Origin of the sequence: Quyinboa sediminis (genome assembly GCF_042219855.1) — a bacterium.
GTDB lineage: Bacteria > Bacteroidota > Bacteroidia > Bacteroidales > UBA5342 > JBHJHP01.
Map to the genome: position 1 here is coordinate 243,775 of NZ_JBHJHP010000005.1, position 14,772 is coordinate 258,546.

At 34.7% G+C, this 14,772-nt stretch carries 14 protein-coding genes; 12 read left to right on the forward strand and 2 right to left on the reverse strand.

The window, feature by feature from the left end; genetic code table 11:
- The first annotated feature begins 581 nt into the window (after window positions 1-581).
- From ACE1EF_RS13600 to ACE1EF_RS13635, 8 genes are all read left to right on the forward strand, one after another.
- The gene (locus tag ACE1EF_RS13600) at window positions 582-1,622 is read left to right on the forward strand and encodes a serine hydrolase domain-containing protein (protein ID WP_375721225.1); all 1,041 of its coding nucleotides are present in this window, start codon (window positions 582-584) and stop codon (window positions 1,620-1,622) included.
- Between the two features lie 40 nt (window positions 1,623-1,662).
- On the forward strand, window positions 1,663-2,169 hold the full coding sequence (locus ACE1EF_RS13605) for a thioredoxin family protein (RefSeq protein ID WP_375721226.1): 507 nt from the start codon (window positions 1,663-1,665) through the stop codon (window positions 2,167-2,169).
- Between the two features lie 93 nt (window positions 2,170-2,262).
- Window positions 2,263-2,871, forward strand: a complete 609-nt coding sequence (locus ACE1EF_RS13610; protein ID WP_375721227.1) for a YdeI/OmpD-associated family protein — start codon at window positions 2,263-2,265, stop codon at window positions 2,869-2,871.
- Between the two features lie 431 nt (window positions 2,872-3,302).
- Window positions 3,303-4,157 (forward strand): DUF6615 family protein, encoded by an 855-nt coding sequence (locus tag ACE1EF_RS13615; RefSeq protein ID WP_375721228.1) that lies wholly within the window; start codon window positions 3,303-3,305, stop codon window positions 4,155-4,157.
- 157 nt (window positions 4,158-4,314) lie between these two features.
- Complete coding sequence (locus tag ACE1EF_RS13620) at window positions 4,315-5,064, forward strand: hypothetical protein (RefSeq protein WP_375721229.1); 750 nt, start codon at window positions 4,315-4,317, stop codon at window positions 5,062-5,064.
- 21 nt (window positions 5,065-5,085) lie between these two features.
- A complete protein-coding gene (locus ACE1EF_RS13625; RefSeq protein ID WP_375721230.1) occupies window positions 5,086-5,715 on the forward strand; it encodes an abortive infection system antitoxin AbiGi family protein in 630 nt (209 codons plus the stop codon).
- A 194-nt stretch (window positions 5,716-5,909) separates the two neighbouring features.
- Window positions 5,910-8,651, forward strand: a complete 2,742-nt coding sequence (locus tag ACE1EF_RS13630) for a TrlF family AAA-like ATPase (RefSeq protein WP_375721231.1) — start codon at window positions 5,910-5,912, stop codon at window positions 8,649-8,651.
- 197 nt (window positions 8,652-8,848) lie between these two features.
- Window positions 8,849-9,703 (forward strand): DUF4349 domain-containing protein, encoded by an 855-nt coding sequence (locus ACE1EF_RS13635; RefSeq protein ID WP_375721232.1) that lies wholly within the window; start codon window positions 8,849-8,851, stop codon window positions 9,701-9,703.
- On the opposite strand, the gene ACE1EF_RS13640 is transcribed toward ACE1EF_RS13635, so the two are convergent.
- Complete coding sequence (locus ACE1EF_RS13640; RefSeq protein ID WP_375721233.1) at window positions 9,693-9,875, reverse strand: hypothetical protein; 183 nt, start codon at window positions 9,873-9,875, stop codon at window positions 9,693-9,695. The genes ACE1EF_RS13635 and ACE1EF_RS13640 overlap by 11 nt on opposite strands.
- 869 nt (window positions 9,876-10,744) lie before the next feature.
- On the opposite strand from ACE1EF_RS13640, the gene ACE1EF_RS13645 reads away from it, so the two are divergent.
- Together ACE1EF_RS13645 and ACE1EF_RS13650 are read left to right on the forward strand one after the other, a co-directional pair.
- On the forward strand, window positions 10,745-11,638 hold the full coding sequence (locus tag ACE1EF_RS13645; protein ID WP_375721234.1) for an alpha/beta fold hydrolase: 894 nt from the start codon (window positions 10,745-10,747) through the stop codon (window positions 11,636-11,638).
- A 614-nt stretch (window positions 11,639-12,252) separates the two neighbouring features.
- Window positions 12,253-12,735, forward strand: a complete 483-nt coding sequence (locus tag ACE1EF_RS13650) for a helix-turn-helix domain-containing protein (RefSeq protein WP_375721235.1) — start codon at window positions 12,253-12,255, stop codon at window positions 12,733-12,735.
- 180 nt (window positions 12,736-12,915) lie between these two features.
- Here ACE1EF_RS13650 and ACE1EF_RS13655 read toward each other — a convergent pair whose 3' ends face one another.
- On the reverse strand, window positions 12,916-13,134 hold the full coding sequence (locus ACE1EF_RS13655; protein ID WP_375721236.1) for a hypothetical protein: 219 nt from the start codon (window positions 13,132-13,134) through the stop codon (window positions 12,916-12,918).
- Between the two features lie 119 nt (window positions 13,135-13,253).
- Between ACE1EF_RS13655 and ACE1EF_RS13660 the strand changes: the two genes are divergently transcribed.
- Window positions 13,254-14,057 (forward strand): hypothetical protein, encoded by an 804-nt coding sequence (locus ACE1EF_RS13660; RefSeq protein WP_375721237.1) that lies wholly within the window; start codon window positions 13,254-13,256, stop codon window positions 14,055-14,057.
- A gap of 134 nt (window positions 14,058-14,191) precedes the next feature.
- Entirely contained in the window at window positions 14,192-14,710 is a 519-nt protein-coding gene (locus tag ACE1EF_RS13665) for a hypothetical protein (protein WP_375721238.1), read from the forward strand.
- Window positions 14,711-14,772: the final 62 nt, after the last annotated feature.

Sequence of the window (14,772 nt, forward strand, 5' to 3'; positions counted from 1 at the left end):
ACATCTCCGGCCATATTTTTCTGCCAGTATGTAAAATACAAACATTGTCAGCATAGTGGTTCATGTTAAAAATGCATTGAGAATCGTTTGGAATTCTTAGTCCGGCTGCTGAATGAATAGCCCATGATGACTCATAATTGAAATTCCGGGAAATAAAATGTATTAAAACGTGATATTGCATCAATCCATCAGCTGTTCCAACTACATGTCTGTTCTGTTTAATCCCCTCCCCTTAAGTTTTGTATCCCATTTTTATGTACCTTAGTGTAATATTTAAAACGGACAGATATCTCATTGATAAGCAGCAAAATAAAGCGGAAGGTGTCGTTGTTGTGACATCGTAAGAAAAATAAAAGAGATATTACATTGGTATTACCCCATAAAAAATCGCAGTAAATCGTTTAATTACTGGCATGCTTACCGGTTGTGGCTGATTTAATCATCCTTAATGAACATATAAGGATAAAAGATATGTTGTATGTTTGAGTGAAAGCTGAAACAGCTCTGTTATCCGGCAGTAGAGAAACATAGATACTATTGGAATTTGTCGTTTGGAAAAAGAATAGATTAAAACAGAACCAATGAATAAACCAACGAAACGAATCGTGAGAATAGCCTTGCTGGCTGGAACCATCATATCCCTGTTTTTTGTGCCATGGATTTTGGTTAAGGCATGGATTTTACCACTGCCGGACACCGTTCAGGAACAATTAAATGAAGCTGTTGACCTTGGTTTTACAGGTATTATTGTCTATGTTGACGAAGCCGGTAAGCAACCTGCGTATTATGCTGCCGGATTAAACAACCGCGAAAACAAAACACCAGCCGACCCACACGCACTATTCAAAATTGGCAGTATCAGTAAACTTTACACTGCGGTTGCTGTCGCAAAACTGGTACACAACGGACGTTTGTCCCTGGATAAAACACTGGCTGATTATTTACCGGAACTTAAAGGACGCATTGCAAATGCGGATAAGATTACCCTGAGAATGATGGTCCGGCATCGTAGTGGTATTCCTAATTATACCGATACGCCGGATTATTGGGGAACAGCCCCAAAAAGCAACACGGAAAATCTGGAATTAATTTTTGGTTTACCCGCTGATTTTGAACCCGGTAAAAAATATAAATACTGCAATACAAATTATTTACTGCTTTCCGAAATCATGGATACCGTTCTGGGATATCCGCATTACGTGTTCATTCAGAAAGAGATTTTAAACCGGTTGCATCTTAAAAACACGTACCCCTCGGTTAACGATGTCAATATCGATAGGGTGATGAGCGGCTACCATGTTGGATATCCCCTGGATTTAAAACAGGATGACCGCGGTATGGTAGCATCCGCAGAAGATGTCGGGATATTTATCCGTGCATTAAACGATGGAACGGTGTTTGATGCAGGTGAACAGAAAATTTATGCCTCCATATACGAATATGAACATAAGGGCTGGGTTCCCGGATATCAAAGTATAGCCAGGTACAACAAGGATATGGATGCTGTGGTCGTTCAGTTTACCAATACAACTGACCCTAAATTGTACAACTGGAATTTAGCGGATATTGAATACAACCGATTATTGAAAATAATACGTAAAAACCGGCGTAGCATGCGGTAACCAGCAAGAACAAAGCATACAACCAGTTAAAATTAAATACATGATGAAAAAAACAGATAACCTATCCGCAAAGTCAGTGACCAATTCCCCCGGGGCAGTGAAAAAAAAGTCTCATCCATTCTGGCGATGGTTCTGGCTCTCGTTCCTTGTGGTTTCTCTTGCCTATGCATGGTATTCGTTTTATGTCCCTTCAAATGATGTGGCCTGGGCCGAAAATATGGTCTCCGCCCGGAAACTTGCCGGGGAATCCGGCAAAAACATGCTGCTGTTTTTCACCGGAGATTGGTGCGTGCCCTGCCGGATCATGAAACGCGAGGTTTTTGCAGACAAGCAGGTCATGAAGGCTGTCAATTCACAGCTTGTTCCGGTAATGATTAATGTGGATGACGCCACGGTTAAAGAACTGGTAAAACATTATCAGGTGGGTGTTACACCTGTAACCATATTTACTGATCCACAGGGAAAAGTAATAGATTACGCTGTCGGAAAGATTGGGAAAGAGCAATTCCTTGAAATGCTTAAAAACCTGGATGCACCGGGTTCCTGAGTAAGTATGTACGTTAAGGAAACCACTTATGGATGCTTTGCACACCCAACACTCTCCCCATAAAAACGGGAATAAACTGAAAACAGCAACGACATGAAAAAAGACAATCAGGACGAAAACAAGGCGGAAAAGCCGGAATTGCCCATTCTGACATTCACCACCGATGAAGCGTTTACTGCATGGCTGGCAGAACATCATAAAACATCTTCAGGCATTTGGTTACGGATTTTTAAAGTTAAATCCGGTTTACCAACCGTTAGCTATGCGGAAGCTCTCGATGCCGCCTTATGCTATGGCTGGATTGACGGACAAAAAAATACCTTTGATGCAAGCTCATGGCTTCAGAAATTTACACCAAGAAGACGGAAAAGCATCTGGTCTGAAAGAAACCGGGAGCATGTTGAACGCCTGTCCGGGGCAGGTTTGATGCAAGCAGCAGGCTTGAAGGAAGTAGAAGAAGCAAAAGCCGACGGCAGATGGGAGAAGGCCTATGAACCGCAAAGCAGGATGACTGTACCTGCCGACTTTCTGATTGAACTGGCTAAGGATAAAAAGGCAGAAGCATTTTTTAAAACACTCAGCAAATCCAATGTCTTTTCAATTGTATGGCGACTGCAAACCGCCAAAAAACCTGAAACACGAACAAAAAGAATGAAAGCAATTCTTGAGATGTTACAGAAAGGAGAAAAATTCCATCCCTGAATTTATTCTGGACAACATGTAGATCCGGAAAGTCAACCCATAAACAGCACCACCGCGCAGATGATTTCGGACAGCACCCGGGACCGCTGCGAAAGCACAAATAAAATGCCCCGGAACCACCATTATTTAAACATAATGCTCCACGGATCCTGAAGAATTACGAAAGAGCTTTTTGTGGGGTTTATCCTCTCCCCATATACCATGATATTACTTTTTTATGTACTTTAGTCTCACCAAATTGAAAAGAACCTGTATCCTTTTGATACAAACTGATATAACCTGGCATGCAAAATTGTTTGAAAACACCACAAAAAATAAAGCAGATAACTGTCGGTTTTACACGCCGGATGCAAACGATATGCCGAATAAATGTCGGGATATATACTAGCTAGCGGCAAGCTTAAGATGAAAAACATAATCAATATATAGGAATGAGTAATTTGATTGCAAATGATTTGTGTATTGCTTTTAAAGCAATATCTGCAAGGACATGGAACTCAATGCACAAAAATTTTATAACTCCAATTCAAAAACGTGAAGACGCTTTTACATCAGATAACTTACAAGATTTATATCTAATGAATTCTGATTTTTTTAGAGTCTTTGACTTTTCTCCTCATGTAGAGTCTTCGACAACTGGTGCTGATTGGGAAATGTGGTTTGTCGATTCTGATGGTAAATGTTTTGGATTTGCAGTTCAAGCGAAAAAGTTGTCTAAGGATTTGGATTATGAAATCGGTTATGTTCCCAATAATGGTTATCCTCAGATAGACAGATTATTTGATTATTGTAGACAAACTAACGATTTGACTCCTCTATATTGTTTCTACAATTATTTTGACAAAGTAAATTCTACATGCGTTTGGCCATGTAAATCATATCCAGAAGATGAAACATTATGGGGATGTGCTATCTCGCATGGAGTGAAAATAAAGAATCTAAATAATCTTAGGAGAAATACAATTAATGACATTTTACCTGTCAGCTTTCCATGGCATTGTTTGGTTTGCTGTCCTGGGATAAATAGAAATGGGTTAGGTACCTATAGTGATAGAGCAGCTGGTTTTGCAGATTTATTAAAAACTATGGGGGATGAGAATGAAAAAAGAATTGAAAATAATTCTGATTTTGAAAATCCTAAAATTCAAGATTCTCTTCCCAAAAGAATACAGGTGCTTTTAGATTATGATAATGGTATAATTCCTAAACAAATGGTGGATGAAATATGGGGAAAACTAAAACCCAAGCAAATTATGATTATATATGAAAACAAAGCCAGCCGCTAACACGCGGTCATAGTGCATGGCAGTACTTTTAAATTAAATAATTCAACGTTCGCTGCAAGCGCCTTTCGTCCTGACAGTTACTTTCACGGGTGAAAGAAACTGCCACGACACCATACCGCGGGACCGTTACCTGCAAGCGTAAAAAACAGCTTACTACATGAAAGCGAAGGAAGAAGTAATAGGATTTTGTAAACTATGTGGTGAGAGAAAAAAGCTCACCTTTGAGCATATACCGCCAAGAGTTGCTTTTAATAAAACGACTAAATATTATTCTATACCTTCTGACGAATACTATAGTTCTAAGAATCTTTTAAAATTGAAACCAAAAGGGAATGTTATTCAAGGAGGGGTCGGATTACACTGTTTATGCAAAGACTGCAATAGTTTTTTAGGCCAAAATTACGTTCGACCATACTCCGATTTTGTCAATATAGGAATGAGCTTATTGTTCAAATACGAATTTGATACAATTTTTTTTAAAGCAAAAAATCAGAACCCTTTGCGAGTTTTAAAGCAGGTTGCTTCAATGTTTATTTCAATTAGCGAACCAATCTTCAAAGAGAAATGTCCTGAAATTATTGATTTTGTGAGAAAACCTGACAAAATTGACTTATCCGAAAAATATAGATTCTTTATATATTTAAATAACGAAGGAAATTATAGAAAATTCGGATTCCCAACAATAACAAATCAACATGGTGTAATTTGCGAATTAGCATATCCTCCTTTTGGTTTTGTATTAAGCATCGACAGTAATAATGAATTTCGACAACTAACAGAAATCACAAACTTCAAAAATTATAATGATAATCGAAACAATGAGTTTGATATATTAATAAACAAACTCCCAACTCATATTCAAATTCCATTGGATTTTAGAAAAAAAGACCAAATACCGATTGAATAAAAAACTTAAAATTATTTCATTATGAAAACTCGACCTGACTTTTCTCAATTCTTAGGACATTTTACCTCTAACAGACAGCCTGTTGGTAAAAACGACCCAAATAATCCAGCTTTAAAAAAAGCTAAAGGATTTGGTTTAAATCGTCTGATTAGTATTCTTAAAGACAAAGAAATAATTGCTTCAACAATGCCATGGACAAATTCACATGCAGTGTGTTTTACCGAGTGTCCATGGACAAGTTTAATTGACCATACAAAAGCGTACTCCCCTTATGGAATAGGTTTTTCAAAACAATTTATTTTTTCAAGAAATGGAGCTCCAGTATATTATGTAAGAGCAGACCAATTTGAGAAACAGAATTGGCATGAGCATCTTAAAGCATTTGTAACGCCATTTTGGCCATCATATAGACCTAGGTCTATAAACAAAAAGAAACAATTTACAACTTGTGATTACACGCATGAAAGAGAATGGAGAATTCCTCATAATTTTCAATTCGAGTATAATCAAATTGAGTTCGTTATACTTGACAAATACGATGATATGGCAAAGTTTCCAAAAGAACTGAAAGACAAAATTGGTCGAGATAAATTCTTATTAATGGACAATTACAAGATGGTTGAAAAATTATGGCCCGTTCATAATATTTGAAATGATATAAACGCCAGCAGGATGTGTATAATTCATAAGGGTTTCAGAGGTTCTCGAGCAGTGTCACCTGCAATAATATCAGATGGTAACTTGACAGGTTTGAAGTCCGCAATCCCTTACGAAATCATACTCGAACCGTTATGCCTAATATTAAATTGAGTTTGCTCAATACAAAATTCATACATTAACTAAACATGAACACAAACCAAAAAACATCTGAAAAAGGCTCTATTTGGAGAATGTGGGATTTACATATTCATACTCCTTTTACAAAACTGAGCGATAACTTTAAGCAAGTTGGAGATGAGAATATTTGGGATACATTTTCCACAAAAATCGAAGAATCCTCAGTTGCTGCATTAGGAATTACTGACTATTTCTCTTGCGACAATTTTTTTCACTTCATAAATTTTCATAGAAATAAGTTCCCCGAATCTAAAAAGGTGTTTTTTCTAAATATCGAATTTCGTCTTGACATATCTGTAAATCCCAAAGGTGAAGAGGTCAATATTCATGTGATTTTTTCAAATCAAATTGCAAAAAATCAAATAGAGGATTTTTTGAACGATTTAAAAACAAATCATACAAATGCAGGTGGAGCAAAAATTTCATGTAAAAACCTACAAAAAGAGCAATTCGTTAGTGCTACAATTAATCATAACGAATTGGTAGCAAGTTTAAAGCGAATATTTGGAACAGAGAAACCATATATCATACTTGCCGCAGCTAACAACCAAGGACTTCGCCCACCAAGCAAATCTCCTAGAAAATTAGCTATAACTGATGAAATTGATAAATTATGTGATGCATTTTTCGGTGGACGTCAGAATGTTGAATATTATCTTCGGACGGATAGATATGAAACAGAAGAATTAGCAAAACCAAAACCAGTAGTTAATGGCTGTGATGCCCATTCTTTTGATGACATGGACACTTTTCTTGGTAAATATGTTACCAAGGAGGTAGGTCAAAAGGTAGAGATTCTTAAGGATATTACTTGGATAAAAAGTGACCTTACGTTTGAAGGATTAAAGCAAATTCTGTATGAACCAATTTTTAGGATTAAAATAAACGAGATAGAGCCTAGAACACCTATCAGAAGATTAAACTATATTAAATTCAATTTCCCAATCCAAACATTAATTACGAGAAAAGATTCCAGAGAACAGCAAGATTTTTGTTTGAAGCAACTAAAACAACCTGTTTATTTCAGTGATTATTTCACATGTATTATTGGAGGTCGTGGAACTGGTAAAAGTACAATTATCAATTTGTTAGCTGAAAAACTTAATGAGAAAACGGATTTCTTCAAAAAGTCCGACCTACTCATTAATGGTTCAACCTATGATATTGAGAATGACCCTTCGAACCATATTGAAATATCTGGAACCAATGAAATTGAATTTGTTAGTCAAGGAAAAATTGAAAAATTAGCAGAAGCAAATGAGCTAACTAAGCTGATTTTTAATGAAAGAATAAAGGAAATTGAAAGCGATTTCATAGAGATTGAAAGTGATTTTGAAGAAACTGTAAACAAGGTTGATTCTAATATTGATATTGTTTTTAAGTTAATTAAGAATTTCATTACATCAAGAGAAAAGAAAAAAGAACAGCTTACAATTCAAAAAATAATTGACTCTATAAATGATGATAAATACAAAGAGATTACTTCAAAAATTAAAGCACTCAAAGAAGAATTGACTTCAATTCAAAACAGTGCAAAAAACTATGCTTCAATTATTGAAGAAATACATAAAACAACTACGGATTATAAATTGAATAAAATTTCTAATGATTTTGATTCGAGAATTGATGAAATTGTAAGTCATTTAATGACATTGGAGGAGTTGCAGAAAAAAGATGGAGACATTGAAATTGTTTTAAAAGAATACGAAGCTGTAAATAATAGAATCCATAAAATAAATTCAGATTTAGAAGACGAAGCACAAAAATTAAGAGAATTTTTTATCGAAAAAGGTACAAATGAGGAAACTATAAAGGATTCTCAAAAGGCTTCTGATAACTTGGCTAGAGTTAGTTCAGATATCGATAAACTTAAAGTAGAAGAAGAAAAGCTAAGAGCACAATATCAAGAGAATTTAACAGACATAAATAAGCTATCCAATATTTACGACAAGAATGAAGCATTAATTATTAATAGCCTTACGGCTATTAATAACAAGCTTAAGATTAACGATGAGAATGTTCTAGATATTAATTTCACTTTTGAATTTGATTTTGAATTCTATAAACAACAATTATTCGAAGAGTTTTATCACAAATTTAGAGAATATCATATTTCAGGCACCTCTGATTCTAGAGTAAAAGAAGTGTTATTTCTAATTGTACCAGATAAAGAACTACTAAAGCTAGATTATAAAGCTTTTAAACAGAGATTAGATAACCTTATCGACGAAAATAATTACAGGCGCGAAAATAATTACGTAAAGATTGTTTCGAATATTTTTCAGAATACTGGTAACTATTCGATTTATCTGCACCTGGTTAGAAAGCATTTATTTAATCTTCCCAAGTATCTGAAAATTAAAGGATTTTACGGAAATAAAGAACTTGAATCTTGTTCATTTGGTCAAAGATGTACAGCGGTAATTGTAACTCTACTAATGACAGGAGTAAAACCATTAGTTATTGATGAACCAGAAGCTCACCTAGATAACAAATTAGTAGCTGATTACTTAGTAGGACTTGTTAAAGAAAAGCAATTTGACCGCCAAATCATCTTTGCCAGCCATAATTCAAACTTTGTCATCAATGGAGATGCGGGGTTAATTCACATTTTAGACATTTCAAATGAGAGTGTTTATACCTCTAATACTTCGACAACCATAGAATGTGTTGAGAATAGAACGAAGTTACTTAAGCTGGAGGGAGGAGAAGAAGCATTCAAAAAACGAGAAAACAAATATGGAATATAAAATACTTGCATAACAAATTGTAAAATGCATTGCGGGATTTGGTGGTGTTGTACGCAGGATTCTCGCAACATCGTTCCGTCCTGCCGGACAGGAAGGAGCTCCGAAATCCGCAACTACAACTTACAAGTGACCGTTAAGGTGCTGCAGTGATTTATGGAATAACCGAACAAAAAGCATCCAATAAGAAAATATTGATTATGAAACACACGATTTTTATTTTAATTATTGCATTTCTGTTAAGTTCCTGCCATCAGGGTCAATCGGATAAAGCCGCTTATATTGCGGACGATTTGATGATGGAAGAAGAAATAATTCCAATAACAAGACAAGAACTAAGTAGTCCACCACCTCCTCCTTTAACACCAGTAGAGACAAAAGAAGTGATGAAGAAGAAAATCATCAAAGATGGGCGGATTGGTATTGAAGTTCATGATTTAGAACGGACTAAAAAACAGATCGATTCTTTAGTGGTAAAGCATGGTGGATATTATGCGAATGAGCGATTAAACAATTCGGATTGGCAGATTTCCTATAATTTGAAAATAAGAATTCCGGGTGGTAACTTTGAAAAACTGATTGATGAAATTGAGACTGGTGGCGGCGAAATCAAGTATAAGGAAATTGATGCAAGAGATGTTACAGACCAATTCATTGATTTAGAAACCAGACTTACAAATAAAAAGAATTACTTAAAAAAGTACAATGACCTCTTGAAACAGGCAAAATCTGTTAAAGATATGCTTGAAATAGAAGAACGGATTCGGGGAATCGAAGAGGAGATTGAAAGTACAACGGGCAGACTGAAATATTTAGGTGATTTAGTGGATTTTAGTACTCTCGATTTAGAAATATCAAAACCAAAGGATGATAAATACCAACCAGAAAAACGTGATAAAATTACAAAACGACTAAAGCATGCACTTTCAAAAGGCTGGTTTGGATTTGTGGACTTTTTCGTGTTTGTTGTTAAGATTTGGCCATTCTGGATAATTGTAGTGATTATAGTTTATGGTTGGAAAAAATATAGAAATCGAAGAAAGATTAAGAAATAACAGGGTACAACACGGCAGCTTCGTCCAGCAGGGCTTTGCCCTGGTTTAATACAGCCACGGTGTAGCCGTAATCTGCTACACGCTGCTTAATATCCGCATCACTCAGGCTGTTGTTAATGCGTAATCCCGACTGGTATAAAATATCGGTTTTACTCTTTTTTGATCCATTCATTTATTTCCGTTTTTTATTAGAGTTACTGGTTCATTTATATGCTGCCAGGGGCAGAGAAAAGGCGGACAACAGGAAATCCCGGCGAACTATTATTTACCCCATCCTACCGGGATTTCCCTTGTACGAAGATCTGTAATAATGCTGCGCACTGCGTCAAACCGCGTTCGTTTTGCAAAAAACGGGTGCGGAGCCTGTTATTCCGGTGCGGAATGCTATTCGACCAGGTTGGATCGCATTCCGCAGTGGTAAAATGCGTTCCGCTACGGAATAATGCATTCCGCGGTGGTTGAATGCCATTTCGCTGTGGTTAAACCGCAATCCGCACCGGTAAAATGCACATTGCCTCCGGAATAATCCGTTTCGCACCGGTTGAATACGCTTCGCACTGGTTTGTTTCATGTCCGCATTGGTTTAGGGCTTTCCGCCTTTAAAATGGACCATGTCTCCCCGGGTTTTTTCTGCATACAACACAAATGCAACAGAATGCTTACATCTGCTTTAAATACATGTATGTTACCATGAAAATTCTGACTGCATCTGTTCGGTTTTTAGGGTGACCGGTAATTGTTCCTGCAAGGTAGAGAAACTTTAAGCAAAAAAAACTGTACCGGTTATGTTTATTTTTTGCTCCTCTCCTTTTGTCTGCCGTATCCCTTTTTTATGTATTTTAGTCTCACCAAATGAAAAGAACCTGTATCGCTTTGATACGCTCTGATATAAGCTGACATTCAAAAGAATAATCATAAAAACACAACAAAAAAAATAAAGCAAATAAGCATTCAGCTTTATCCTATTAACAGGAACATAAAACCGAATAATTGTAGGTAAATATTAGATAGCGGCAATAAAAGCAGCCTAAATTGAAAAACATGAAAACATCGGATTATCACCCATTTAAATCTTTAAAAGCCAAGACTCGGTATCTTGCATTTGAAGATGAAATGATTAAAAAATGGCCAATTGCTTTTGAGGAAAAAACAGTAAAAACATCATATGGGCAAACCTTCATGCGTATTAGCGGCCCTAATAATGGAAAACCTCTTGTGCTTTTACCCGGTGGAGGTTCTAATTCAATGATATGGTATCCTAATATAAAGGCGCTATCATCATATTACAAAACCTACGCATTAGACAATATTTATGATTTTGGCCGAAGTATCTATACAAAGAAAATGGAAACATATCATGACTTTACCCATTGGCTTGATGAACTATTTAATAATCTTTCACTTGGACAAAACATTAGAATTGCAGGTTATTCATATGGTGGCTGGGTAGCAAGTAACTATGCAGCAGCCAACCCAGAACGACTGAGCAAAGTTATATTGATAGCACCTGCTTTTTCTATTCAGCCAATTACCAAATCTTTTATTTGGAATATGGTTCTTAGCTTATTACCATTAAAATATACAAGACGACTAGCCTTGTATTCGGTCTGGAAAGACTTGCTTAAAAGTGGAGAAGAAGGTAAAGAAATTGTCGATGAAAGAGTAGATTACTTTAATGTTGCTATAAAGTGTTTCAAATTCAAAATGGGTGTTCAACCAAATATGCTTACAGATGATGATTTAAATAAACTAAAAATGCCTGTACTCTACATGATTGGAGAACATGATAATGTTTGTAAGCCTGAACGGGCTATTGAACGCCTAAATAGTATTGCACCTAAAATAGAGACCGAATTGATTCAGAATACCGGTCATGATTTGATGTATACTCATACAGAAAAGATAAATAAACTAATGCTTGATTTTCTTGAATAAGAATTTCAACCGCTAACAAAGTATATGCAAAATAGGCGAAATAGTAGTAAATTCAATGGTTATAGCCCGCTTCAACTTCTCAACGGTTTGATAGTTTTGAAGCCCGCAATCGCCTACTTTGCATATACTAACCGTTGAATCAATGCCATGCCATTTTTTACATGCATGCTTGTGCAGCAGATGCTTCATCGTAAAACCAAACATAAAATGCGCTTAAAAAGTAAATCCTGATATGCTGTTCCGCCAGGTTTGTTTTTTGCCCCTCTCACTTTGTCTGCCGTATCCCTTTTTTACGTATTTTAGTCTCACCAAATGAAAAGAACCTGTATCGCTTTGATACGCTCTGATATAACCGGCATGCAGAAGAATCATCATACAACACAAAAAATAAAGCAGATAAGCATTCAGTTTAATCCTATTAACCGGAATATAAAACCGAATAATTGTAGGTTTATATTAGTTATGACCAAGTGAAAAAACTGCACAGACAAATAGTATAAGACTGTATAACAATAAGATAAATTAAAAGCCGGGTCAATGTCGGGAAAAATACTTACTGAAAACTTTCTAAATTTTTAAACAAATTTTATTCTTGTCAAAGATTTTAATAAAGAATGAAACAGCCAGAATTAGGACAGAAAATATTAGAGCTTAGAAATAAAAAAGGCTTGACTCAGGAGGAACTCGTTGAGAAATGTAATATTAATGTAAGGACATTGCAACGAATTGAATCTGGAGAAGTCAACCCTAGGAGTTTTACAGTGAAAATCATTTTTAACGCTCTTGATTATGACATAAATAACGAACCATTAAATCAAAGACATCAGAAATTGAGTTATTTCAAAAACTCATTAGACAAATTATATAAACAAATTCAAAATGAAATTCCAATGAAAAAAACAAAAAACTTTTTTTATAATTATTTTCTGGCAATGGGGATTGTCTGGTTTTTTTGTGCGCTATCAATTGTGCTATTCAAACTAAATTTTCAGATTAAAGAGATTTTATTGACTATAATTATCCCACTTGCGTTCTCTATATTTAGACAATTTACTAAAAATGAATCATCTCAATTAGCTGATAAAAAGGAAGATTGAATCTAAAACTTCAGGATTGGATCTATAAATGCCAAGCCACAACACGCGGTATAAAACATTGGGTTTAAGTGGTTATTTGAGCATTCTGCTACGCTTCAAGTTCAGGTATACTGGACAAGTAAGTAACCCGCAATCGCCTACTTTGCATATACTAACCGTTGAATCAATGCCATGCCATTTTTACATGCCTGCTTGAGCAGCAGATGATTCATCGTATAACCAAACATAAAATGCGCTTAAAAAGTAAATCCTGATATGCTGTTCCACCAGGTTTATTTTTTGCCCCTCTCCTTTTGTCTGCCGTATCCCTTTTTTACGTATTTTAGTCTCACCAAATGAAAAGAACCTGTATCGCTTTGATACATTCTGATATAAGCTGACATGCAGAAGAATCATCATAAAAACACAACAAAAAATAAAGCAGATAAACATTCAGCTTTATCCTATTAACCGGAACATAAAACCGAATAATTGTAGGTATATATTAGTTATGCGGCATATTAATAAAAATTATACTTATGAAACGATTGCTACTGATATTAATAGTTTTTGGATTAATTTCTATTCATACATTTTCACAGGATTCTATAAAATATTCTGATTATCTCAATCTTGATACAGCAGATAACATAGATACAGCACAGATTAAAAAATTATTATTTAATGCCTTTGGTAATAGCTTTAACGATACTGTTTTTAAGTACATTATGAACAAACAAATTGATTTGCTCTATGAAATGGCAGATGATGATTTAAAAAAAATTCAAACAAATGAAGATTTAAATGATTATTTCAATTTATTATATAATTATTATGGAATAATTACTGATTATGAACAGACTGGTTTTTACTTTAAATCAACACCAAAAGGAATGATGCATACTTCTATTTATGCAGTGAATTTTAACGATAAAAAAGGAAGTGCGACTATATATTTACACGAGGTTGATTCATTAAACAGTAAGTTATTAGGATTTAATTTAAAACTTGATGATTATACATATCTTAATAAAATGGATAGTATCGCCATCCCAATCATTAATGCAATACTTCAAAAAGATAAAAAATCGATTTACAGTTTTACTTCGCAAAGATTTAAAGAATATAACTCAGTCGCTGAATTTGAATCACTCATCAGCAAAATATTAAGCCTGAAAGTCGATAACCATAAAATGTTCCAAAATCAAATTAGTATATCAAATGGGAATGAAAGTATAGCAATAACGTATGCAATAAATAATGAAGAAGGATACCTTAGATTGACTTTTACGAACATTGATAATAAAATGTATTTAGAAGGAATTAATTATAAAGAAAAATAAAAACGGCACACAACAAAAAAATAACGCAGATAAGCATTCAGCTTTTTTTTATTAACCGGAACATAAAACCGAATAATTGTAGGTATATATATTATTGGGGGGTAATTATAAAAACGAATTCGACACAGTTTGAGATGAAAAATATAGGATTGATTTTTATTGGACTTATTATTTCAATGATTTCATATTCGCAAGACAAGCTCTGGCAGATTGATAAAGAAGTGAGTGAATATTATACAGACACTCTTTATAGTCAAATTGATTTACGTTATTCAAATTCAACTGATAGTGCTTTAGTTCTTTGGATTGAAAAATATAATGTTGATTCAATTTCGGATTCAAAAAAAATCAAAAATCACTTTTTCACTCGAAAAGGAGATTGGTCTTTGATTCAAATAATATTGGATGGTAATGTTTCGAGCTTTGTTCCAGGATTATTTGATTCATTTATGAAAGTAGTTAAACCAGGAGACCAATTCACAGTTTCGATTTTAAGTAAGGGTAAGACTAGTTCTGATTTGATAAGCTCTTTAGAAAAACATATCGTGATAGTTAAAGCTGGAGATATTAAAGGACTTCAAATTGATGATTCCATTGATATGTTTAATTTTAAAGCAAATAATGTAATTATATTGGCTGATTGGATAAAATAAAAAATAACAGGCCATAACACAGTATTTACATCATGCGGGTTTCAGAGCAATTTGCATGTTCA